This is a genomic window from Aurantimonas sp. HBX-1 (assembly GCF_021391535.1).
Taxonomy (GTDB): Bacteria; Pseudomonadota; Alphaproteobacteria; order Rhizobiales; family Rhizobiaceae; genus Aurantimonas.
On the sequence record NZ_CP090066.1, the window covers coordinates 1,763,384 to 1,785,928 of the forward strand.

The window sequence follows — 22,545 nt, forward strand, 5'->3', positions numbered from 1 at the left end:
CGCGGCCGGCCCTTCAGGCCATTCCCAAACTCGCTGAATCATACCACCGCGCGCTTGGCCACGCCGTCGCGCGCGGCGGGCTTGACATTGCCCTTACGATAGGAACAAATGGCGAACATAGAACATTGAGGGAACGAAAATGCTCGATTTCGCCAAGGACCTCCTCTCGCTGGCCGCCATGTCCGGTTTCGTGTTCAGCCTCACCCTGCTCGTCCACGCGGTCTGACCGGCGCTTTCCTGGGGACGGGATGCCGGTTGCCCTTAACGGCCGCCGGCCGGAGGGATAGGACTGCCTGCGAGCGAACCGCGACGGAGCCGGCCCCTTTCGGGTGGAGTCTCCGGGGCGGTCGGCGGAGGAGCCCCAAGGATGAGCGAACCCATCGGTGACAGCCCGCGCTTCATCCATCTGCGGGTGCACAGCGCCTATTCGCTGCTGGAAGGCGCGCTGAAGCTCGACCAGATCATCAAGTTCGCGATCGGCGACGCGGCGCCGGCGATCGGCATCGCCGACACCAACAATCTCTTCGGGGCGCTGGAGTTCTCGGAGAAGGCAGCGAAGGCCGGGCTGCAGCCGATCGTCGGGTGCCAGCTCGACGTCGACTTCGGCGATACGGTCACCGAGGGACGGGGCGGGCGCGGCGACCGGAACGCCCTGCCGATGGCGCCGCTGGTGCTCATCGCGACGAGCGAGGCGGGCTACGCCAATCTCGTCGAGATCGTCTCGCTGGCCTATCTCGGCCACCCCGACACGCAGCGTCCGCACGTGCCGATCGAATGGATCGAGGCGCGTTCTGACGACGTCATCTGCCTCACCGGCGGCCCGCTCGGGCCGATCGGCCTAGCGCTCGCCACCGATCGGGGCGCTCTCGCCCGCGCCAGGCTGGAGCGGCTCGCGGCCGCCTTCGGCGACCGGCTCTATGTCGAGCTGCAGCGCCAGGAGGGGCGCAGCCGCCGGGTCGAGGCGGAAACCATCGAACTCGCCTACGAGCTGGCGTTGCCGCTGGTGGCGACCAACGAGCCGTTCTTCTACTGCCCGGACGATTTCGACGCGCATGACGCGCTGCTTGCGGTGGCCAGCAACCGGCTGGTCAGCCAGGAGGACCGCCGCCGGCTGTCGCGCGACCACTGCCTGAAGACGCAGGGCGAGATGGCGGTGCTCTTCGCCGATCTGCCGGAAGCGCTGCAGAACACGATCGAGATCGCCCGCCGCTGCTCCTACCGGCCGCGCACCCGCGCGCCGATCCTGCCGCGTTTCGCCGGTGCCGATGCCGACCCGACCGAAGCCGACGCGGCCGAGGTCCAGGAGCTGCGCCGGCAGGCCTTCGAGGGCCTGGAGATGCGCCTGGCGACGCTGGGGCTCGCCCCGGGCGAGAGCGCCGAGACCTACCAGGCCCGGCTCGACTTCGAGCTGACCATCATCGAACGGATGAAGTTCCCCGGCTACTTCCTGATCGTCGCGGACTTCATCAAATGGGCCAAGGCGCAGGGCATCCCGGTCGGTCCGGGCCGTGGTTCCGGCGCGGGCTCGTTGGTCGCCTATTCGCTGACCATCACCGATCTCGACCCGCTGCGCTTCTCGCTGCTGTTCGAGCGCTTCCTCAACCCGGACCGCGTGTCGATGCCGGATTTCGACATCGACTTTTGCCAGGACCGGCGCGAGGAGGTCATCCGCTACGTCCAGGAGAAATACGGCCGCGACCAGGTCGGGCAGATCATCACCTTCGGAACGCTGCAGGCGCGCGCCGTGCTGCGCGACGTCGGGCGCGTGCTCGAAATGTCCTATGGCCATGTCGACAAGCTCTGCAAGCTGGTGCCGCAGAACCCGGCCAACCCGGTGACGCTGGCGCAGGCGCTGGTCGAGGAGCCGCGGCTGCAGGAAGCGCGCGAGAAGGAGGAGGTCGTCGACCGGCTGATCTCCATCGCGCTGAAGCTCGAGGGGCTCTACCGCCACGCCTCGACGCACGCCGCCGGCATCGTCATCGGCGACCGGCCGCTGTCGAAGCTGGTGCCGATGTACCGCGATCCGCGTTCCGACATGCCGGTCACCCAGTACAACATGAAGTGGGTGGAGCCGGCGGGCCTGGTGAAGTTCGACTTCCTCGGCCTGAAGACGCTGACGACGCTGCAGAAGGCGGTGGCGCTGATCGCCCGCAAGGGCATCGTGATCGATCTCGCCGCGATCCCGCTCGACGACGCCAAGAGCTACGAGATGCTGACCCGCGGCGAGACCGTCGGGGTGTTCCAGGTGGAATCGGTCGGCATGCGCAAGGCGCTGATCGGCATGCGGCCCGACCGCTTCGAGGACATCATCGCCCTCGTCGCGCTCTACCGGCCGGGCCCGATGGAGAACATCCCGACCTACAACGCCCGCAAGCACGGCGACGAGGAAGTCGACGTCATCCACGAGAAGATCGTGCCGATCCTCAAGGAGACGCAGGGCGTCATCATCTACCAGGAACAGGTGATGCAGATCGCCCAGGTCCTGGCCGGCTACTCGCTCGGCGAAGCCGATCTCTTGCGCCGCGCGATGGGCAAGAAGATCCGCGCCGAGATGGACCAGCAGCGGGTGCGCTTCGTCGAGGGCGCCGTCGCCAACGGGCTCGAAAAAGCCCATGCGAACATGATCTTCGATCTGCTCGCCAAGTTCGCCGACTACGGCTTCAACAAGAGCCACGCGGCGGCCTATGCGCTGATCGCCTACCAGACGGCCTATCTCAAGGCGAACCATCCGGTCGAGTTCCTCGCCGCGTCGATGACGCTCGATTGCGGCAACACCGACAAGCTCAACGATTTCCGCATGGACGCGCAGCGCCTCGGAATTACCGTCGTGGCGCCGTCGGTCCAGACTTCGCACAAGGCGTTCGAGGTGGGGGAGAACCGGATCTTCTACGCGCTCGCGGCGATCAAGGGCATCGGCGAGCAGGCGGTCGAGCACATCGTCGAGCGGCGGGGCGAGGGGCGCTACGCCTCGCTGGAGGATTTCTGCGCCCGGATCGACCCGAAGATCGTCAACAAGCGGACGCTGGAGTTCCTGATCGCCGCCGGCGCCCTCGACTGCTTCGGCCATGACCGGGCGGTGCTGACGGCCAATATCGAGCTGATGGCCTCCTACGCGATGCGGGTGCACGAGGGACGCACCTCCGGCCAGCACGACATGTTCGGCTCGGCGGGCGACGCGCCGGAGCCGCTGCGGCTCAACCCGGCACCGCTCTGGACCTCCTCGGAAAAGCTGCTGCGCGAGTTCCAGGCGATCGGCTTCTACATCTCCGCCCACCCGCTCGACGAGTACAAGGCGACGCTGAAGCGCCTGCGCGTCCAGACCCACGCCGAGGTCACCGCCGGGGTGAAGCGCGGTGCCAGCGCCGGCAAGCTCGCCGGCACGGTCACATCCCGCCAGGAGCGCAAGACGCGGACCGGCGGCAAGATCGGCATCGTCCAGCTCTCCGACCCGAGCGGCCAGTACGAGGTCGTCCTGTTCTCCGAGGTGCTCTACGCCTTCCGCGACATGCTGGAGCCCGGCGCCTCGGTGATCGTCACCGTCTCCGCCGAGGAGCGCCCGGAGGGCATCTCGCTGCGCGTCCAGTCGGTGCAGTCGCTGGAGGACGAGGCGGTGCGCATGCAGAAGGCGCTGCGCATCTTCGTGCGCGACGCGGCGCCCCTGCAACTGGTCCGCAGCCAGCTGCAGACGGACGGCGACAGCGAGGTCTCGGTGATCCTGGTGCGCGACGCCGGCGAGCGCGAGGTGGAGATCACGCTGCCGGGCCGCTACCGGGTCTCGCCGCAGATGGCGAGCGCGGTAAAGGCGGCACCCGGCGTGCTCGACGTCGAACTGCTGTAGGCAGCCGCGAGGGAACGGGCTGGGCGGAGCGGTCGCGGCTCAGCGTCAGACCGCGTCCTCGCCGTCCGCTTCCTCGACCGGCGTCGAACGCTTGGTGCCGGAGGTCGCGACGTGCCGGCGCGCGGTGCGGCCGAAAGTGTAGCCGGTCTCGATGGCGTCCTGGCCGAAGCGGTCGCGCAGCCGGTCGAGCGCCGCTTCCGCCCTGGCGCGCTTGGCCGCGCCCGGATCGACGAGATCGTCGGGATCGGCCATCGCCGCCGGGTGGAAGTCCGAGCAGCCGATGCCGATGAGCCGGAAGCGCGTGCCATCGATTTCCCTCTCCAGCAGCATGCGGCCCGTGGCGAAGATCCGGTCGGCGAGGCGGGTCGGCTGGCCGAGCTTGAAGTTGCGCGTCCGGATGCGGAAATCGGCGCTCTTCAGTTTCAGGACGATGGTCGTCGCCGAAAGGTCGGTGGCCTTCAGCCGCCGTGCCACCTTCTCGCTGAGGGCGCGCAGCAGCGGCACCAGGTCGCCGGCGGCGGACAGGTCGCTGTTGAAGGTGGTCTCGGCCGAGATGCTCTTCATCTCGCTGCGCGGATCGACCTTTCGCGTGTCGATGCCGCGCGACAGCCGGTACAGCCGCTGGCCCATCTGGCCATAGCGCCGCATCAGCCCGGCCTCGTCCATGGTCTGCAGCTGGCCGATGCTGGTGATTCCGTCGCCGGCGAGCGAGCGCTCCATGGCGCCGCCGACGCCCCAGATCTTCGTCACCGGCTTGTCGGCGAGAAAGGCGAGGGTCTCCTGCCGGCCGATGACCGAGAAGCCGCGCGGCTTCTCGAGGTCGCTCGCCACCTTGGCCAGAAACTTGTTGTGCGACAGGCCGATCGAGACGGTTATCCCGAGCTCCTTCTCGACGCGCGCGGCGAGGCGAGCAAGGGTCATCGCCGCCGGCTCGCCGTGCAGGCGCTCGGTGCCGGACAGGTCGAGGAACGCCTCGTCGATCGACAGTGGCTCGACCAGCGGGGTCACCGCCAGCATCATCGCCCGCACCTCGCGGCCGACGCCGGCATATTTCGCCATGTCCGGCGGCAGCACCACGGCGTCGGGGCAGAGCTGCAGCGCCTTGAACATCGGCATGGCGGAGCGCACGCCGCGGATGCGCGCGATATAGCAGGCGGTCGACACCACGCCGCGCTGGCCGCCGCCGATGATCACCGGCCTGTCGCGAAGCTCCGGCCGGTCCCGCTTCTCGACGCTGGCATAGAACGCGTCGCAGTCGAGATGCGCGATGGCGAGGTCGGCGAGTTCGGGGTGATCCGCGACACGCGGGCTGCCGCAGAATGCGCAGCGCCGCCCGGCAGCGCCCTGGCGGACGAGGCAGTCCCGGCAGAAGCGCAAGGAGGATGACGGAGCGGACATAATCGACTCGGGGGCTGGCTGAAGCCGAGGATAGTCCACCCGCCCAGGGAGGGAAATCTGGGTTGCGTCCCGGCCTAGTGCGCGGCCTGGCGTTCGCGCAGCCCGTCCGCGCCGAGGATCGCCCTGATCATCGATTCGGCTTCGGCCCAGTCGGCGGCGGCGAGCACGCCGGTCGGCAGCGGCGGCAGATGCGGGCGGAAGGCCTCGTTGGCCATCAGGTGAATGAGATGGGCGGTCGGAAAGCTCCGCCGCACCGACACGAGGTTGGGCGGCAGGTCATCGGCGAAGATCAGCGGTCCAGTCCAGCGGTCCCCGAGTTCGGCGACGACGGCGCCCTTGGAGCGTTCCGTCGCGATCATCGGGAAGGCGAGGCCTTCGCGGTCGAGCAGTGCCCGGCGCTGCGGGTAGTAGGAGGGCGTCATCGCCGTCAGGAAGACGATGTCGGCGACCGCGGAGAGGCGCGCGAGCGATTCCACGGCACCCGACACCGCCTTCTGGCGGACGTCCTGCTCCTCGTAGAGCCGCATCGTCATGCGGTCGAGCTCCGAGCCGGCTAGCGCCGTGCCGGTGGCGAGCGAGCGGACATTGCCGGTGAGGCGAAAGCTGTCGGCGTGCAGGCGTGCCCCGTATTCGGCAAGCAGCGCCTCGAAAGGCGCGATGAACTCGAGCACGACCTCGTCGATGTCGAGGACGAGCAGCGCCTCGTGCGACTGCGCAATCTCGTCGACGCTCGGCCCCTCGGTCACGTTGCGTCGGCTCATCGCTCCGGCGCGCCGAAATTGTCGGCGAGCGCCTCCCGTGCCGCAGCCACGCTGGCCGGGTCGAGCGACTGGTCGGCGGCGAAGGCCATGAGAGTCGGCTCGTGCGCCAGGACGAAGTCGAGGACGCCGGCAAGGAAGCCGGGCGTTGCCGCCGCGGCGCGCAGTTCGGCGACGTTGATGCCGGTCACCGCGAGGAAGCGGTCGAGCAGCGGCCGGTCTGCGGCGATGAAGCCGAGCGCCTGAACCGCAATGGAATCAGCGGCCTCGCGACCGATCGGGGCTTGGCGGGAGGGCCGCTGCAACCGATTGTTATCGTTAAGAGACCGCAACCGACCGATTCCCACTTCTTAAATCAGTTTCCGCTAGAACAGATCCTGGATAGCCGAAGACCAGCTGAGGGTCGAGGCGAGGAGTGCCCCATGGCCAAGACCGTGATGATCGTTGAAGACAACGAGCTCAACATGAAGCTCTTCCGTGACCTCATCGAGGCGCACGGCTACGCCACGGTGCAGACGCGCAGCGGGCTGACCGCCGTGGACCTGGCCCGCGAGCACCGGCCCGACCTGATCCTGATGGATATCCAGCTGCCCGAGATCTCCGGGCTCGACGTCACCCGGCAGCTGAAGAGCGATCCGGAGCTGTTCAAGATCCCGATCATCGCGGTGACCGCCTTCGCCATGAAGGGCGACGAGGAGCGCATCCGCGAGGGAGGCTGCGAGGCCTACATCTCCAAGCCGATCTCGGTGGTGAAGTTCATCGAGACGATCCGCTCGTTCCTGGGCGAGGGCTGAGTTTAGTCATGACGGCCCGCATCCTCCTCGTCGACGACATCGAGCTGAACCTGAAGCTGCTCGAAGCGCGTCTGACGGCGGAATACTACCAGGTCGTCACGGCGACGAATGGCGTGGAGGCGCTGCGGATCTGCCAGGAGGAGACGGTCGACCTGGTGCTTCTCGACGTCATGATGCCCGGGATGGACGGGTTCGAGGTCTGCCGCCGGCTGAAGGCCGATCCCCGCACCACCCACCTGCCGGTCGTCCTGATCACCGCGCTCGACCAGGCATCGGACCGGCTGACCGGGCTCGAGGCCGGCGCCGACGACTTCCTCACCAAGCCGGTGCGCGATCTCGCGCTGTTTTCCCGCGTCCGCAGCCTGACGCGGCTGAAATTCGTCACCGACGAGTTGCGGCGCCGTGCCGAGACCGCGGTCAGCCTGATGGCGGCGGATACGCATTTTCGGCCGGATCTCCTCGAGCCGCCGCCGCATGTGCTGCTGTTCAGCGAGTCGGCCGAGCACGGACAGCGCGTCCGCCGTCACCTGAGGGGAATTGCGTCCGTCGACATCGTCGACGACGCGGCGCGTTTCGGCGACACGGCCGCGGTCGGGGTTGCCGACGTGCTGATGATCGACATGGACGGAACCGGCGTCGATCCGCTGCGGCTGATCTCGCAGCTTCGCACCAACGAGGCCAGCCGGCTCACCCCGATCCTCGCCAGCGCCCGGCCGGACAACGAGGCACGGCTCGCACGCGCGCTCGAACTCGGCGGCAACGACTACATCCACCGGCCGATCGACCGCAACGAGCTCGTGGCCCGGGTAAGGACGCAGATCCGGCGCAAGCGCTACGACGACGGGCTGCGCCATTCGGTGCAGCGGACCATCCAGCTGGCGGTGTCCGATCCGCTCACCGGCCTGCACAACCGCCGTTTCCTCGAAACCCACATGGCACGCGCCGTCGCGGCGGCGCAGGACACCGGTGCGGGGTTTGCGCTGCTGATGGCCGACATCGACCATTTCAAGCGCATCAACGACAATTGGGGGCACGACGCGGGGGACCGGGTGCTCCAGGAGTTCGCGACCCGCCTGTCGCATTGTCTGAGGTCCAGCGACCTTGCCTGTCGGTTCGGCGGCGAGGAATTCGCCATCCTGATGATCGAGGCGGACGCCCAGACGGCGGTCGGCATCGCCGAGCGGATCCGGCAGAGCGTCTGCGAGAGGCCGTTCGTCATCGACGGGAACTCGATCGTGGTCACGGTCAGCGAAGGCCTGGCGGTGTTCGAGCCTGGCCGCGACGATGCCCAGTCGCTGCTGAAGCGCGCGGACGCGGCGCTCTATGCCGCCAAGCGGGCAGGGCGCAACCGTGTCGAAGTCCAGCGCGCCGCCTGAGTCCGGACCGCTGGCCGCTGCGGCGCGCCTCTTAACCATTGCTTAAAGTTCACACGCGAATGCGAGCAATATCGTTGCATTCGAATCGGTTCTGAGCGAGGCTCACCTCGTATTCCAGGGTCAAGGGACAACCCGCGATCTCCACAGCTACCCCATGGAATGCTCAGGTCCGCCGCATCTCCTGGGTCCCGTGGGGGGCCGGCCGGCTTCGTGCAATGACGGTTTCCTCGTACCGTCGCATCGAAGCTGGCCGGCCATTATTCGTTGCGCGGCCGCTGGGCCGTCGGCCGTCGACATGGCGCCGCACGCCCGCAGGCTGCTGCTAGTCTACGCAGCTGGGATCCGCGCCCGCTCCGGCCTTCCTCCGCCGTTATCGACGTTCCCGAACGAAAAACGCCGCCCCGTTGCCGGAGCGGCGCTGAAGACCGGGTGGTCGACGGAAGCCTACTTGATCTTGGCTTCCTTGAACTCGACGTGCTTGCGCGCGATCGGGTCGTACTTCGTCTTGGTCATCTTGTCGGTCATCGTCCGGCTGTTCTTCTTCGTGACGTAGAAGAAGCCGGTGTCGGCCGTCGAGAGGAGCTTGATCTTGATCGTCGTTGCCTTGGCCATCGCCCTGTCCGTTCGCTGATGCGCGCCGCACCGGCCGGACCCTGGAGGTCCCGCCCGTCTGCCGGAAGCGCGGCTGAAAACTCATGTCGACCCGGGCGAGCGCCGCAGAAGCGGCAGGCGCGCCACGCGCCAATGCGCCGTCGCATCGCGCCGGCGGATTTCAGCGGGACCATAGCCACGCGCGCCGCCAAGTCAAGTGCGCGCCTTGTACCGGGTGTGCGCCAGCCGGCCGAGCGTCAGCAGGAGATAGGCGGTGAAGAACACGGCAAGCGACCAGGAGAAGCCGTCATTGCCGAAGAGGTCCATGGAGGTGCCGATCGCCTGAGGCCCGACCAGCATGCCGGCCGAGTAGCAGAAGATGAAGGCGGCGTTGGCGGAGGCGAGCTCCGAGCCGGAAAGCTTCGAGCCGAGATGCGCGAGGCCGACCGTGTAGAGGCCGGCGACGACGCCGCCCCACACGAACAGGACCCCGGCCATCAGCCACCAGTTTTCGGCCAGCAGCGGCAGGCAGAGCGTTCCCGCCAGCCCGACGAACGCGAACAGCGACAGCAGCGTCCGCCGGTCGGCCACCCTGTCGGAGACGAGCCCGATCGGGATCTGCATCAGCACGTTGCCGAGTCCGATCGCCGTCAGCAGCAGAGCGGCGGAGGCCTCGGTGAAGCCGATCCGCTCGCCATAGATCGGGAAGAGCGCGAAGCCGCCGGCTTCCACCGCCCCGAACACCAGCACCGCTCCGGTCGCGGTGGGCACCGAGAAAAGGAATCGCCAGAAGGCGCCCGGCTGGTGGCGGCCCAGGATCGGCTGCCGGTTCCAGGCGAAGAACAGCGGGATCGCCGACGCGAAGATCACCCCTGCGCCGATCCCGAACGGCAGGAATCCGCTGGAGCCGACCTGCGAGAAGATCCACGGGCCAAGCGCGAAGCCGAGCGACAGCACGGTGGCGTAGATGCCGAGGATGAAACCCCGCCTGCCGGGCGGCGCGGCGGCGTTGATCCAGAACTCGGAGAGGACGAACAGCGCGGTGATCGAGAAGTGGAACACCAGCCGCAGCGGGAACCACATCCAGAAGGCGGTGGCGAGGTAGAAGCCGATCGCCGAGACGCCACAGAGGACGATCGCCGCGAGCATGGCGACCCGCACCCCGATCACCCGCGCGATCGGGGTGATCAGCGGCGCGGCGAGGAGCGAGGCCGCGCCGGCGACCGCGGTGTTGGCGCCGATCATCGTCGCCGAGATGCCGCGCCGCTCGAGGATGACGCTGAGCAGCGGCAGGCCGAGGCCGAGCGCGATGCCGACGGCGCTGATCGACGCGATCGCCGCGCCGGCCGCAACCCAGTCGATCTCGCTGATCTCGTCCTCCGCCTGGGCGACGATGTCAGCCGGGGTCCACTTGTCCATCGCCCGGCCAGAGCCTCTCGTTCAGAGCATCTCGCGGACGAAGCGGCCGCGCAGAGAACGGTAGAACGGCATCTGGCGCGACGCGTCCAGCCATGAATCGCTCGCGAGGCGTTCTTCGAGATCGACGAGGACCCGCCGGGTGATCGCGGCAATCGGCAATTGCTCGATCGCATCGAGCGTAAACCACCCGACGGCCTCGAGTTCGTCGGTCGGCAGGGCGCCGGGGTCAAGCTCGCCGGCAAGCGCGGACGAATCGACGCAGAAGAAGCGGGTGTCGTATCGCCGCGGCGGCCCGGGGGGCGTGATGGCGCGCGCCAGCGGCACCAGCAGTTCCGGGGCCGGGCGAATCGCCCGTTCCGCGAAGCTGCGCCAGTGCCCGAACCCGCCCGCGGACGCTCCCGCCGCGCCGACCATCACGCCCGTCTCCTCGAAGGTTTCGCGGATGGCGGCGAGGGCGAGGGCGGTCGCTTGCCGCGTGCCGAAACGGGCAGGCGGCCCGGCACAGAGCCGGGACAGCGCTTCGTCGGGCAGGGTGAAGGAGGCGGCAAGCCGCAGGTCTTCCGAATCCACCCGTCCGCCGGGGAACACGTAGTGCCCGGGCATGAAGACGTGACCCGAGGCGCGCCGTCCCATCAGCAGGCGGGGAGCGGACTGCGTCCGGTCGACGACGATCAGGGTGCCGGCGTCGCGGGGCCGCAGGAGCGGCCCCTTGGTGCGGATCTGGCTCAGTCGGATACGCTCGGCCTCGAGCGGTTCCAGCCTACCCTTGGTGGTCACCCGACACGATCCGCTTCGTCGGCGCCGCCGAAGCCGCCGAGGCGCAGCGACCACTGCAGGGCGATGGTGGCCCCCTTCAGCGGCTGCATCAGAACCAGCGACATCGCGATCGTGACCGGCACCCATATCGCCAGCTGCGTCCACATCGACAGGGCCACGGCTTCGTCCAGCGCCATGAAACCCGCGACGATCACGTGGCCGACGATGAAGACGGTGAGATAGGGCGGCAGATCGTCCGCGCGGTGGTGGTGGATCTCCTGGCCGCACTCCGAGCACGAATCAACGCTCTTCAGGAAGCCATTGAAGAGACGGCCCTTTCCACAGTTCGGGCAGCGGCAGCGAAAGCCATTGACCAGAGCCGGCCAGAGCGGGCGGTCGCCTTCCTGGCTGTTGGCGCGTGCCGCGAATGTGCCGGCGGTCATGGGCTGGTTCATCGTCTTTTCCTCGTCCTTGCAGCCACGTTCTTGTCGCGTCCCTTCGGCCCACGCCGCTGCGCCTTGTGGAAGGACGCCGACGACCCGGGAAGCTGACGCGGCTCGGTGAGCATCTCGAACTGCATCGAGCCGGCCAGCGGCAGTGCGTTGACCAGCCGCACCTCGACGGCGTCGCCGAGCCGGTAGCCATGGCCGCTGCGCTCGCCGACCAGAGCGTGGCCGACCTCGTCGTGCCGGAAATATTCGGCCCCCAGCGTGGATATGGGGACGAAACCGTCGGCGCCGTAGGCCGGCAGCACGACAAAAAGTCCGGCCCGCGTCACGCCGGTGATGCGGCCGGCGAAATCCTCGCCGACATGCTCCGCCAGATGGTGCGCGATGAGCCGGTCGACCGTGTCGCGCTCCGCCGCCATGGCGCGGCGCTCGGCCCGCGAGATCTCCTCCGCGGTCTGCTCCAGGCTCTCCTCGTCCTCGCGGCTCAGGCCCCCTTCGCCGAGTTCGAGCGCGGTGATCAGCGCGCGGTGGACGATGAGGTCGGCATAGCGGCGGATCGGCGAGGTGAAATGCGCGTAGCGCACGAGATTGAGGCCGAAATGGCCGATATTCTGGGGCGAGTAGGCGGCCTGCGACTGCGACCGCAGCACCACCTCGTTGACCAGCGTCTCGTGCTCGCTGGCCTTCACCTGCCGCAGGATGCTGTTGAAATGCGACGGCCGGAGCGTGCCCGCCTTGGCCAGCGAGATCTCCAGCGTCCGCAGGAAGTCGCGCAGCGCCTCGAGCTTGGAGAGCGAGGGCGCGTCGTGGGCGCGGTAGATCAGCGCCTGTCGCTTCTGCTCCAGCGTCTCGGCCGCCGCGACATTGGCGAGGATCATGAATTCCTCGATCAGCCGGTGGGCGTCGAGGCGCTCCGGGACGAGGACCTGATCGACTCGGCCGGTCTCGTCGAGCTTGATCTTCTTCTCCGGCAGGTCGAGGTCGAGCGGCTGGCGACGCTCGCGCGCCCGTCCGACCAGGCCGTAGGCCTTCCAGAGCGGCTTCAGGACGGGCTCGAGCATCGGCGCCGCGGCCTCGCCCGGCTGGCCGTCGATCGCCGCCTGGGCTTCCTCGTAGGCGAGCTTGGCGTGGCTGCGCATCATGATGCGGTGGAAGTCGTGGCGGCGCTTCTCGCCGTCCGCGCCGATCACCATCCGCACGGCGAGGGCGGGGCGGTCGACACCCTCCTTCAGCGAGCAGAGATCGTTGGAGATGCGCTCGGGCAGCATCGGCACGACGCGGTCCGGGAAATAGACCGAGTTGCCGCGCAGCCGTGCCTCCGTATCGAGCCGCGAGCCGGAACGGACGTAATACGCAACGTCGGCGATCGCCACGGTGACGATCATGCCGCCGGGATTGGCGGGGTCCGGGTCGTCGGTGGCGTGGACCGCGTCGTCGTGGTCCTTGGCGTCCGCCGGGTCGATGGTGATGAGCGGCAGGTCCCGCCAGTCCTCGCGCGACTGCATCGACGCCGGGCCGGCCTTGTCGGCCTCGGCCAGGACGCCCTGCGGGAAGACGTGGGGGATCGAATGGACGTGCAGCGCGATGGTCGAGATCGCCCGCTCGGAGTTCATCGAGCCGACGACGGCGACGACGGAGGCCGTCGGCAGCCCGATCCTGGTGCGCTGGCCGGGTTCGACCTCGACGAGGTCGCCGTCCTTGGCGCCCTTCTCGTCGCCGGGCGCGACGGTGTATTCCGGTTGCTTGCGCTCGACCGGCTCGACCCTGCCGCCGCCGCCGGGCCGCGACCGGAACACGCCGACCGACAGCGACTTGCGGCGTTCCAAGACACGCACGACGCGCGCGGTGCGCAGGCCCGCCTCGTCGGTCTCGATGCGCGCGAGGATACGCTCGCCGAGGCCCGCGGCCGGCGTCTTGTCGCGCTGCTGGACGACCGGGATGCGCGGACGCTCGCCGTCCTGCGCCTCGTCCCAGCTGACCGGCTCGGCCAGGAGCCCGCCGTCCTCGTCGCGGCTGCGGATCTCCAGCACGGCGACACTCGGCAGGGCACCGGGGGTTACGAAGCGCTTGCGGCCGCCGGCGAGCACCCCTTCCGCCTGCAGGTCGCTGAGCAGGTTCTTCAGCGTCAGCCGGTCGTCGCCCTTGATGCCGAAGGCCTTTGCGACATCCCGCTTCGACGCATGGCCGGGGTTCTCCGCGATGAAACGCAGCACCGCCTCGCGCGTCAGTTCCGGCCGGGCGTCGGCCCCGGGCTGTCGTCTCGCCATGGCTCAGTCCGCATCCCATGGCACGGTGTCGCCACCGACCGCCGCGACGGCCTTGGCCGGCTTCTTTGCCGCCGGCTTGGCAGGCGACTTGGCGGCGGCCTTCTTCGCCGGCGCCTTGCGATCGGCCCCTGCCGCCGCCTTCTTGGCTGGAGCCTTGGTGGCCGGCGCCTTTTTCGCGGCGGGCTTCTTTGCGGCCGCTTTCTTGGTCGGGCCGCCCTTGCCGGTCTTCTCCGCCCGCTCGTTCAGCAGCACGATCGCTTCGGCCAGCGTGACGCTCGCCGGGTCCTTGCTCTTCGGCAGGGTGGCGTTGATCTTGCCGACATTCACGTAGGGGCCGAAGCGGCCGTCCCGGACGGTGATCTGGCCGCCGAAATCCGGATGCTCGCCCAGCGTCGCGAGCGCCGCCGGCGTGCCGCGGCCCCGGCCGCCCTTTTCCTTCTTCTCGGCGATCACCGTCACCGCCCGGTTGAGGCCGACCTCGAACACGTCCTGGATGGTCTCCAGATTGGCGTACATGCCGTCATGCTGGAGGAACGGGCCGTAGCGCCCGAGCCCGGCCAGGATCGGCTTGCCGGATTCGGGATGCAGCCCGACCTCGCGCGGCAGCGACAGGAGCCGCAGCGCCTTCTCGAGGTCCATGTCGGCGACCTCCCAGCCCTTCGGCAGGGACGAGCGCTTGGCTTCCTTGCCCTCGCCGCGCTGGACGTAGGGGCCGAACCGGCCGCTACGCAGTGTCACCATCTCCTGGGTCTCCGGATCGGCGCCGAGCTCCTTCGGCCCGTCCGCCTGATCCTCGCCCGCCGCATCGGCCGAGAAGCTCGTGCCGAGCTGCCGGGTGAAGCCGCATTCGGGATAGTTGGAGCAGCCGACGAAGGCGCCGAACTTGCCGAGCTTCAGTGACAGCTGACCCTGGCCGCAGCGCGGGCAGGCGCGGGGGTCCGTGCCGTCCTCGCGGGCCGGGAAGACCAGCGGCCCGAGCTCGACGTTCAGCGCGTCGAGAACGTTGGAGACGCGCAGTTCCTTGGTGCCGTCGACATGCGAGGAGAAGTCCAGCCAGAACTCCCGCAGCACGTCCTTCCAGGCGAGCTCGCCCGCCGAGATGCGGTCGAGTTTCTCCTCGAGCCCGGCGGTGAAGTCATACTCCACGTAGCGCTCGAAGAAATTATGCAGGAAGGCCGTGACCAGCCGGCCCTTGGCCTGCGGCAGCAGCTTGCGCTTGTCCTGGACGATGTAGTCGCGGTCCTCCAGCGTCTGCAGCGTCGCGGCATAGGTGGACGGCCGGCCGATGCCGAGCTCTTCCATCTTCTTGATGAGCGAGGCCTCGGAATAGCGGGGCGGCGGCTCGGTGAAATGCTGCGAGGCATCGACCGCGCGGCGGTCGAGGTCCTCCTCGGCGCGGATCTCGGGCAGCCGCGCCGACTCGTCGTCGTCCTCGCCGGCGGCGGGCGCCACGCTGTCGTCCCGATGCTCGACATAGGCGCCGATGAAGCCGTCGAACTTGATCACCGAGCCGGTGGCGCGCAGGCGGGCGGTCTTGCCGCCGCCCGTCGCGACGATCTCTGCGGTGGTCCGCTCGATCTCGGCCGCGGCCATCTGGCTGGCGATGGTGCGCTTCCAGATCAGGTCGTAGAGCCGCGCCTGGTCGCGGTCGAGGAAGCGCTCGACGTCCTTCGGCGAGCGGCTGAACTCGGTCGGGCGGATGGCCTCGTGGGCCTCCTGGGCGTTCTTCGCCTTGGTGGCGTAGAAGCGCGGCTTGTCCGGGACGTAACGCGGGCCGAAGGTCGAGGCGATCGCCTGGCGCGCCGACTCGATCGCCTCGGGGGCGATCTGCACGCCGTCGGTACGCATGTAGGTGATCAGGCCGACGGTTTCGCCGCCGACATCGATGCCTTCATAGAGCCGCTGCGCGACCTGCATGGTGCGGGAGGCCGAGAAGCCGAGCTTGGCGGAGGCCGCCTGCTGCAGCGTCGAGGTCGTGAAGGGCGGGCCCGGGTTGCGGCGGGTGGGCTTTGCCTCGATGCTGTCGACGCGATAGGCCGCGCCCTCGAGCATCGTGCGCATCAGCGTCGCCCGCGCCTCGTCGCCGATCGACATCTTCTGCAGCTTGTCGCCGTCGAACGCGGTCAGCCGGGCGCGGAACTCGTCGCCGCGCGGCGTCGCGAGCAGGGCGCTGAGCTGCCAGTATTCCTGCGGCTTGAAGACCTCGATCTCGGCCTCGCGGTCGCAGACGAGGCGCAGCGCCACGGACTGGACGCGGCCGGCCGAACGGGCGCCCGGCAGCTTGCGCCACAGCACCGGGGAAAGGGTGAAGCCGACCAGATAGTCGAGGGCGCGGCGGGCGAGATAGGCGTCGACCAGCGGCTCGTCGATCTGCCGCGGGTTCGCCATCGCGTCCAGCACCGCTTTCTTGGTGATGGCGTTGAAAACGACGCGGCTGACCGGCTTGGTGCCGATCACCTTCTTCTGGCGCAGCACCTCGAGCACGTGCCACGAGATCGCCTCGCCCTCCCTGTCCGGATCGGTGGCGAGGACGACGCGGTCGGCCTTCTTCACCGCCTGGGCGATCTCGTTCAGCCGCTTCTGGGAAAGCTTGGCCACCTCCCAGTCCATGGCGAAGTCCTCGTCCGGCCGGACGGAGCCGTCCTTGGCCGGCAGATCGCGCACGTGTCCGTAGGAAGCGAGAACCTGGAAGTTGCCGCCGAGATACTTATTGATCGTCTTCGCTTTGGCCGGCGATTCGACGATGACGACATCCATGAGAAAACAGTCCCGAGAGCTGAGGAGGCGACGCGTGACAGCGAGCTGAGCTGCCGAATGAGGAGAGGCGTGCGCCGCCCCGTCACATGGACAGTCGCGGCCGCAGGGTCAACCCCGCTGCCGCCGCCGCCCGAATCCGGTTGCAACCTATAGGCGAATAACCTTAAGTATATAACCAGGACGCGTACTCGTGTCTCCGCAACCGGCGCACCGGGAACCCCTCGTTTCAGGAAGTTGCACCGTCCATGGCATCGAATTCCCAAGATACGCGCGCGAACCTCCAGTATGTGCGCGACATGCTGGAGCAACTGAGGGTGGTGTCGGGGGCCCCGGACGGCTCGATCCTCGCATATCTGATGGAAATGGCCCGGCTGGAGGCGGATCGACAGCTGTCCGCACGCGGCAAACGCTCAAAGCAGTAGCGACACCTTGCCGTCCGGATGTCGCTCGAGACGCCCGGCAAGGTCGAGTTCGAGCAGGACCAGCTGGACCGCGCCTGGCCGGGAGCCGGTATGGGCGATGATGTCGTCGACGGCGATCGGAGTCGGCCCGAGTGCCTCGACGATCCGCTCGCGCTCGCCCTGCGCCGGCTCGTCCGGCGGCTCCTGGCGTCCCGGCTCCTCCAGCGCGATGTCGTCGGCCCGCATCCGGGCATCGAGCGGACGAAGCGCGGCGATGACGTCGGCAGCTTCCGTCACCAGAGTCGCGCCGTCCTTCAGCAGCCGGTTGGTACCGGCCGCCCGCGGGTCGAGCGGCGAGCCGGGAACCGCGAAGACCAGCCGGCCCATCTCCGCGGCGAGGCGCGCGCTGATCAGCGAGCCCGACCGCATCGCCGCCTCGACCACGACAAGCCCCAGGCAAAGGCCGGCCACCAGCCGGTTGCGGCGCGGGAAGTCGATGGCGCGCGGCTCCCAGCCGAACGGCATCTCCGACACGAGACAGCCGCCGCTGTCGACGATCCGGCGCATCAGGGGGCGATGCTCGCTCGGGTAGGGCTTGTCGAGGCCCCCGGCGAAGACGCCGATCGTGCCGGTATCGAGGGCTGCCTCGTGCGCGGCGGCGTCGATGCCGCGGGCAAGGCCGGACACCACGGCATAGCCGGCGGCGCCGAGCTCGGAAGCGAGGGTGCGGGTCAGCTTGATGCCCGAGAGCGAGGCATTGCGGGCGCCCACCATCGCGACCGCCGGAAGCTGGGCGGTCTCCGCGTCGCCCATCATCGCCAGGACCGGCGGCGCCTGGTCGAAGGGCCGCAGCAGCGCCGGATAGTCGGGCTCGCCGAGGCAGACGAAGCGCGCGCCGAGCCGGCTCGCCCGCGCAAGCTCCTCTTCGGCCGCGCCGCGGCTAGCGACACGGACGCGCCGGCCGCCGCGGGCGGCAAGATCGGGCAGGGCGGCGAGGGCGGCTTCGGCACCGCCGAAGCGGTTGATCAGGGTGCGGAAGGTGACGGGGCCAACATTCTCGCTGCGGATCAGCTGCAGCCATGCCAGACGCGTCTCGTCCGGCAACCGGACGCCACGTCGGGCGGCCGCCTCGCCGCTCATCCCTTGGCCCCGATCTTCCCCTCCGTGCCGGCCAGAAGCCGACGGATGTTGGCGTGATGCTTGAGGTAGACGATGATCGTCAGGACCGCCGTCAGCGCCGCGGCCGCCGGATAGCCGAGAATCAGGCAGGCGGCCGGCACGACCAGGGTCGCGGCGAGGGCGGCGAGCGACGAGTAGCGCCAGATCGCGGCGACCGACAGCCAGACGGCGGCGAAGACGAGAACGCCGACCGGCGCCATGCCGAGCAGGATGCCGAGATAGGTGGCGACGCCCTTGCCGCCCTTGAAGCCGAGCCAGACCGGGAAGAGATGGCCGAGAAAGGCGCCGAGCCCGGCGATGGCCGCCGCCTCGTTGCCCCAGCGCGCGGCGACGAGGACCGGGACGGTGCCCTTCAGGACGTCGCCGGCCAGCGTCAGCGCCGCCATCGCCTTGTTGCCGGTGCGCAGCGCATTGGTGGCGCCGATATTGCCGGAGCCGATCTTGCGCAGGTCGCCGAGGCCGAACAGCCGGGCGAAGACCAGGCCGAACGGGATCGAGCCGGAGAGATAGCCGCCGGCAAGGCACGCCAGCGCGATCAGCCACATCTGTTCCCCGCTCCCCAGCACGCTCAGCCCCCGTCCGTCGCGTCGAAGACTGTGCGGCCGGCGACGATCGTCCGCAAGACCCGGCCCTGGAAGCGGGCATTCTCGAAGGCGGTATTCTTCGACAGCGAGCGGATGTCGGCCTTGCCGTAGATGAACGGCGTGTCGAGATCGACGATCGCGATGTCGGCCGGGCGGCCCGGCCGCAAGGTGCCGCGGTCGAGCTTCAGCAGCTTCGCCGGCGCCGCCGTCAGCGTCTCGACGACGCGCAAGAGCGGCAGCGAACCGTCATGGTGCAGCCGCAGCGCCGCGGCGAGCAGCGTCTCAAGCCCGATCGCGCCGACCTCGGCCTCGGCGAAGGGATGGCGCTTGCCGTCCTCGTCGTGCGGATCGTGCGAGGAGACGATGATGTCGATCGTGCCGTCGGCGACCGCCTCGACCATGGACTTGCGGTCGTCCTCGCTGCGCAGCGGCGGCGACAGGCGGAAATAGGTGCGGTACTCGCCGATGTCGTTCTCGTTCAGCGCCAGATGGTTGATCGAGACGCCGGCGGTGACGGACAGGCCGCGGGATTTCGCCCGCCGGACCGCATCGGCGGAGGACGCGACCGAGATCTTGGCGGCGTGGTAGCGGCAGCCGGTGAGTTCGGCGAGGCGCAGGTCGCGCTCGAGCGGGATCACCTCGGCCTCGCGCGGCACGCCCGGCAGGCCGAGCCAGGAAGCGAGCAGGCCTTCGGTCATCACGCCCGTGCCGGTAAGGTCGGCATCCTGCGTCTCGTGCATGACCAGCGCGTCGAAATCCCGCGCATAGGTCATGATCCGGCGCAGCAGCGCCGGGTTGGCGATGGTCTTGCGCCCTTCGGTGAAGGCCCGGACGCCGGCGGCGCCGAGGAGGCCGATCTCGGTCATCTCCTCGCCGAGCAGGCCGCGGGTCAGCGCGGCGGCGGGGAAGACGTTGATGTCGGCGGTCTCGCGCGCCGTGCGCATGACGAATTCGGCCAGCGCCACGTGATCGACCACCGGATCGGTGTCCGGCATAGTGAGGATCGACGTCACGCCGCCGGCCGCCGCGGCCCGGCTCGCCGAGCGGATCGTCTCGCGGTGCTCGCCGCCCGGCTCGCCGATGAAGACGCGCGCGTCGATCAGGCCGGGCAGGGCGGTTAGCCGCCGGCCGTCGACCACCTCCGCCCCCTCCGGACACCCCTGGTTGAGCGCCTCGGCACCGGCGGCGGCAATCTTGCCGTCGATCACGAGGAGCGTGCCGGTGGTGTCGATGCCGCGGTCGGGATCGACGATGCGGATGGCTTCGAGGACGAGGGGGCGCGTCACGTGTTGCTCCCGAGGCCCGGCAGCAGCGCCTGGATCACCGCCATGCGCACGGCAACGCCCATCTCGACCTGCTCCTCGATGACGCTCTGCGGGCCGTCGGCAACCTCGGACGAGATCTCGACGCCGCGGTTCATCGGGCCCGGATGCATCACCAGCGCGTCGGGCCGGGCGAAGGCGAGCTTCTCGGCATCGAGCCCGTAATAATGGAAATATTCACGCACCGACGGCACGAAGGAGCCGGCCATTCGCTCGCGCTGCAGCCGCAGCATCATCACCACGTCGGCGTCCTTCAGCCCTTCGCGCATGTCGCGGAACACCTCGACGCCCATCCGCTCGATCCCCGCCGGCAGGAGCGTCGAGGGCGCGATGACGCGCACCCGGGCGCCCAGCGCGTTGAGGAGCAGGATGTTCGAGCGGGCGACGCGGCTGTGCAGCACGTCGCCGCAGATCGCCACCGTCAGGCGCGCGATCCGGGCCTTGTGGCGGCGGATGGTCAGCGCGTCGAGCAGCGCCTGGGTCGGATGCTCGTGCGCGCCGTCGCCGGCATTGATGACAGAGCAGCCGACCTTCTGCGCCAGCAGCGCCACGGCGCCGGCCGCGTGGTGGCGCACGATCAGCACGTCCGGGCGCATGGCATTCAGCGTCATCGCGGTGTCGAGCAGGGTCTCGCCCTTCTTCACCGAGGAATTGGCGACCGACATGTTCATGACGTCGGCACCGAGCCGCTTGCCGGCGAGTTCGAACGAGGCCTGGGTGCGGGTCGAGGCTTCGAAGAACAGGTTGATCTGCGTGCGTCCCTTGAGGACGCTCTTCTTCTTGTCCTGGCGCCGGCTGACCTCCACCTCCGCTTCGGCGAGATCGAGCAGCTGGTCAATCTCGTGCGGCAACAGGTTTGCCATGCCGAGCAGGTGGCGATGTGGGAAGATCGGGGGAAAGTCTGGCGCGTTCATCAGGACGACGCCTATAGGCAATCGCGGGATTACCGGCAAGGATCGCCCGGTTACATCCGAAGGGAAGCGCGCGTGGCCGAGACGAATTTCCAGACCCACACGGTCTTCAACCAGTCGTCCGACTATCCGGGCTTCAATGCGTATCGCAGCGACCCGCTGCTGCAGCTGCTGACGGCCGACCTCGCCGAGCCGACGCGCCAGGCCCTCGAACGCCACGGCCGCTTCTGCGGCTCGTTCGAGGCGCACGATCTGGCGCGGCTTGCCAATACCGAGGTTCCGAAGCTGCGTCGGTTCGACGAGAAGGGCCGGCGGCTCGAGCTCGTCGACTATCATCCCGCCTACCACGCGCTGATGCGCCGTTCGATCGCCGACGGCCTGCACGCGTCAGTGTGGAGCGGCCCGGACGAGGAGGAGGGACGGCGGCATCGCTCCCGCGCCGCCCGCTTCTACATGACTGCCGGAGTGGAATGCGGCCATCTCTGCCCCGTGACGATGACCAGCGCGGCGGTCGCCGTCATCGCCGCGGCGCCCGACGTGCGGGCAGCCTGGATGCCGGTCATCGCCACCCGCCAGTACGACCCGGGCGTGAAGCCGCCGCTGACCAAGGCAGGCGTGACCCTCGGCATGGGCATGACCGAGAAGCAGGGCGGCACCGACGTGCGGGCGAATACCACGACGGCGGTGGCAGGCGCCGACGGCCACTACCGGATCACCGGCCACAAATGGTTCACCTCGGCCCCGATGTCGGACGGGTTCCTGGTGCTGGCCCAGATCGGGGAGGGGCCGACCTGCTTCCTGATGCCCCGCCGGCGCGACGACGGCTCGCTCAATGGGCTGTATTTCCAGCGCCTGAAGGACAAGCTCGGAAACCGCTCCAACGCCTCGTCGGAGGTCGAATTCGTCGATGCCGACGCGACGCGGATCGGCGATGAAGGCGCCGGGGTCCGGACCATCATCGAGATGGTGACGCTGACCCGGCTCGACTGCGCGCTGGCCTCGGCCGGGCTGATGCGCGGCGCGCTCGGCGAGGCGGTGCATCACTGCCGCGAGCGGAGCGTGTTCGGCAAGGTCCTCGTCGACCAGCCGCAGATGACCCGCGTGCTCGCCGACATGGCTCTCGACGTCGCTGCCGCGTCGGTTCTGGCGTTTCGCCTCGCCGAGGCATTCGACGGCGCGGCGAAACGGACGGAAGCCGACATCGCCTATGCCCGCGTCATGACCCCCGTCGCCAAGTACTGGGTCTGCAAGATGGCGCCGGCGCTCGTCTACGAGGCGATGGAGTGCCTCGGCGGCAACGGCTATGTCGAGGACGGGCGGCTGGCCCGGGCCTATCGCGAGGCACCGGTGAACGCCATCTGGGAAGGCTCCGGCAACGTCATGGCGCTCGACCTGGCGCGGATCCTGCGGCGGGACCCGGCCGCGTTCGAGGCGGTCATCGCCCTGATCGAGGCCGAGATGGGGGACATGGCCGGCCAGACGCCCGGGGTGCTCCGGGCGGCGACGGCCATGGCGATGGTCGACGAAGGCGCCTGTCGGCTGCTGGCGGAACAGATGGCCCTGGCGGCGGCGACGGCGGCGATGCGCCGCCTCGGCCTCGGCCGGGCCGCCGAGGCCTTCGCGGAGACCCGGCTGGGCGGTGTCTTCCGCCATACCTACGGCATGCTGGACCGGCGCCATGACGCCCGCGCTATCATCGACGACCTGTACCCGCCGATCCGGTGATTTACGGCCGCGGAACCTTT

Annotated in this window: 18 protein-coding genes; 5 read left to right on the forward strand and 13 right to left on the reverse strand. The window is 69.0% G+C overall.

The window, feature by feature from the left end; all coding sequences use genetic code 11:
- Window positions 1-367: 367 nt before the first annotated feature.
- Window positions 368-3,838: a DNA polymerase III subunit alpha gene (gene dnaE / locus LXB15_RS08365; protein WP_233952366.1), complete on the forward strand. Its 3,471-nt coding sequence runs from the start codon at window positions 368-370 to the stop codon at window positions 3,836-3,838.
- A 45-nt stretch (window positions 3,839-3,883) separates the two neighbouring features.
- Here dnaE and LXB15_RS08370 read toward each other — a convergent pair whose 3' ends face one another.
- From LXB15_RS08370 to LXB15_RS08380, 3 genes are all read right to left on the reverse strand, one after another.
- Window positions 3,884-5,236, reverse strand: coding sequence for a DNA polymerase IV (locus LXB15_RS08370; protein ID WP_233952367.1), 1,353 nt, complete (start codon window positions 5,234-5,236; stop codon window positions 3,884-3,886).
- 74 nt (window positions 5,237-5,310) lie between these two features.
- Complete coding sequence (locus tag LXB15_RS08375) at window positions 5,311-5,997, reverse strand: hypothetical protein (protein WP_233952369.1); 687 nt, start codon at window positions 5,995-5,997, stop codon at window positions 5,311-5,313.
- The gene (locus LXB15_RS08380) at window positions 5,994-6,299 is read right to left on the reverse strand and encodes a DUF3572 domain-containing protein (protein ID WP_233952371.1); all 306 of its coding nucleotides are present in this window, start codon (window positions 6,297-6,299) and stop codon (window positions 5,994-5,996) included. The genes LXB15_RS08375 and LXB15_RS08380 overlap by 4 nt, the downstream gene beginning before the upstream one ends.
- A 117-nt stretch (window positions 6,300-6,416) precedes the next feature.
- Between LXB15_RS08380 and LXB15_RS08385 the strand changes: the two genes are divergently transcribed.
- Both LXB15_RS08385 and LXB15_RS08390 read left to right on the forward strand, forming a co-directional pair.
- Window positions 6,417-6,788, forward strand: coding sequence for a response regulator (locus LXB15_RS08385; protein ID WP_233952374.1), 372 nt, complete (start codon window positions 6,417-6,419; stop codon window positions 6,786-6,788).
- Window positions 6,789-6,796: 8 nt separating this feature from the next.
- Window positions 6,797-8,164 (forward strand): PleD family two-component system response regulator, encoded by a 1,368-nt coding sequence (locus tag LXB15_RS08390; protein ID WP_233952376.1) that lies wholly within the window; start codon window positions 6,797-6,799, stop codon window positions 8,162-8,164.
- 444 nt (window positions 8,165-8,608) lie between these two features.
- Here the strand turns inward: LXB15_RS08390 and rpmG are convergent, their stop codons facing one another.
- The 6 genes from rpmG to topA all read right to left on the reverse strand — a co-directional run bounded on the left by rpmG (window position 8,609) and on the right by topA (window position 16,403).
- Entirely contained in the window at window positions 8,609-8,776 is a 168-nt protein-coding gene (rpmG, locus tag LXB15_RS08395; RefSeq protein ID WP_163045463.1) for a 50S ribosomal protein L33, read from the reverse strand.
- Between the two features lie 192 nt (window positions 8,777-8,968).
- Window positions 8,969-10,174, reverse strand: coding sequence for an MFS transporter (locus LXB15_RS08400; RefSeq protein WP_233952378.1), 1,206 nt, complete (start codon window positions 10,172-10,174; stop codon window positions 8,969-8,971).
- 21 nt (window positions 10,175-10,195) lie between these two features.
- Window positions 10,196-10,951: an NUDIX hydrolase gene (locus LXB15_RS08405; RefSeq protein WP_233952381.1), complete on the reverse strand. Its 756-nt coding sequence runs from the start codon at window positions 10,949-10,951 to the stop codon at window positions 10,196-10,198.
- On the reverse strand, window positions 10,948-11,385 hold the full coding sequence (locus LXB15_RS08410) for a DUF983 domain-containing protein (RefSeq protein ID WP_233952385.1): 438 nt from the start codon (window positions 11,383-11,385) through the stop codon (window positions 10,948-10,950). The genes LXB15_RS08405 and LXB15_RS08410 overlap by 4 nt, the downstream gene beginning before the upstream one ends.
- Window positions 11,382-13,646, reverse strand: coding sequence for a ribonuclease R (rnr, locus tag LXB15_RS08415; RefSeq protein WP_233952386.1), 2,265 nt, complete (start codon window positions 13,644-13,646; stop codon window positions 11,382-11,384). The genes LXB15_RS08410 and rnr overlap by 4 nt, the downstream gene beginning before the upstream one ends.
- Before the next feature lie 3 nt (window positions 13,647-13,649).
- Complete coding sequence (gene topA / locus LXB15_RS08420) at window positions 13,650-16,403, reverse strand: type I DNA topoisomerase (RefSeq protein ID WP_233952388.1); 2,754 nt, start codon at window positions 16,401-16,403, stop codon at window positions 13,650-13,652.
- Between the two features lie 245 nt (window positions 16,404-16,648).
- Here topA and LXB15_RS08425 point away from each other — a divergent pair, with 245 nt between their 5' ends.
- Window positions 16,649-16,825 carry a hypothetical protein gene (locus LXB15_RS08425; RefSeq protein WP_233952391.1) on the forward strand — a complete coding sequence of 59 codons (177 nt, stop codon included), beginning with the start codon at window positions 16,649-16,651 and terminating at the stop codon, window positions 16,823-16,825.
- Here LXB15_RS08425 and dprA read toward each other — a convergent pair.
- The 4 genes from dprA to LXB15_RS08445 are packed head-to-tail and all read right to left on the reverse strand — an operon-like array spanning window position 16,814 to window position 20,803.
- Window positions 16,814-17,944, reverse strand: coding sequence for a DNA-processing protein DprA (gene dprA / locus LXB15_RS08430; RefSeq protein WP_233952392.1), 1,131 nt, complete (start codon window positions 17,942-17,944; stop codon window positions 16,814-16,816). The genes LXB15_RS08425 and dprA overlap by 12 nt on opposite strands.
- Entirely contained in the window at window positions 17,941-18,528 is a 588-nt protein-coding gene (gene plsY / locus LXB15_RS08435) for a glycerol-3-phosphate 1-O-acyltransferase PlsY (RefSeq protein ID WP_233952394.1), read from the reverse strand. Before plsY ends, dprA begins: the two co-directional genes overlap by 4 nt.
- A gap of 23 nt (window positions 18,529-18,551) precedes the next feature.
- A complete protein-coding gene (locus LXB15_RS08440) occupies window positions 18,552-19,853 on the reverse strand; it encodes a dihydroorotase (protein ID WP_233952396.1) in 1,302 nt (433 codons plus the stop codon).
- Complete coding sequence (locus LXB15_RS08445) at window positions 19,850-20,803, reverse strand: aspartate carbamoyltransferase catalytic subunit (protein ID WP_233952398.1); 954 nt, start codon at window positions 20,801-20,803, stop codon at window positions 19,850-19,852. Before LXB15_RS08445 ends, LXB15_RS08440 begins: the two co-directional genes overlap by 4 nt.
- Before the next feature lie 72 nt (window positions 20,804-20,875).
- Here LXB15_RS08445 and LXB15_RS08450 point away from each other — a divergent pair, with 72 nt between their 5' ends.
- A complete protein-coding gene (locus tag LXB15_RS08450) occupies window positions 20,876-22,525 on the forward strand; it encodes an acyl-CoA dehydrogenase family protein (protein ID WP_233952400.1) in 1,650 nt (549 codons plus the stop codon).
- Window positions 22,526-22,545 lie beyond the last annotated feature (20 nt).

Bases quoted from the DNA above. Each gene is read 5' to 3' on its own strand.
- dnaE (WP_233952366.1), top strand. From the start codon at position 368: ATGAGCGAACCCATCGGTGACAGCCCGCGCTTCATCCATCTGCGGGTG.
- LXB15_RS08410 (WP_233952385.1), bottom strand. From the start codon at position 11,385: ATGAACCAGCCCATGACCGCCGGCACATTCGCGGCACGCGCCAACAGC.
- LXB15_RS08375 (WP_233952369.1), bottom strand. From the start codon at position 5,997: ATGAGCCGACGCAACGTGACCGAGGGGCCGAGCGTCGACGAGATTGCG.
- topA (WP_233952388.1), bottom strand. From the start codon at position 16,403: ATGGATGTCGTCATCGTCGAATCGCCGGCCAAAGCGAAGACGATCAAT.
- LXB15_RS08445 (WP_233952398.1), bottom strand. From the start codon at position 20,803: ATGAACGCGCCAGACTTTCCCCCGATCTTCCCACATCGCCACCTGCTC.
- LXB15_RS08385 (WP_233952374.1), top strand. From the start codon at position 6,417: ATGGCCAAGACCGTGATGATCGTTGAAGACAACGAGCTCAACATGAAG.
- rpmG (WP_163045463.1), bottom strand. From the start codon at position 8,776: ATGGCCAAGGCAACGACGATCAAGATCAAGCTCCTCTCGACGGCCGAC.
- plsY (WP_233952394.1), bottom strand. From the start codon at position 18,528: ATGTGGCTGATCGCGCTGGCGTGCCTTGCCGGCGGCTATCTCTCCGGC.
- LXB15_RS08370 (WP_233952367.1), bottom strand. From the start codon at position 5,236: ATGTCCGCTCCGTCATCCTCCTTGCGCTTCTGCCGGGACTGCCTCGTC.
- LXB15_RS08400 (WP_233952378.1), bottom strand. From the start codon at position 10,174: ATGGACAAGTGGACCCCGGCTGACATCGTCGCCCAGGCGGAGGACGAG.
- LXB15_RS08425 (WP_233952391.1), top strand. From the start codon at position 16,649: ATGGCATCGAATTCCCAAGATACGCGCGCGAACCTCCAGTATGTGCGC.
- LXB15_RS08390 (WP_233952376.1), top strand. From the start codon at position 6,797: ATGACGGCCCGCATCCTCCTCGTCGACGACATCGAGCTGAACCTGAAG.
- dprA (WP_233952392.1), bottom strand. From the start codon at position 17,944: ATGAGCGGCGAGGCGGCCGCCCGACGTGGCGTCCGGTTGCCGGACGAG.
- rnr (WP_233952386.1), bottom strand. From the start codon at position 13,646: ATGGCGAGACGACAGCCCGGGGCCGACGCCCGGCCGGAACTGACGCGC.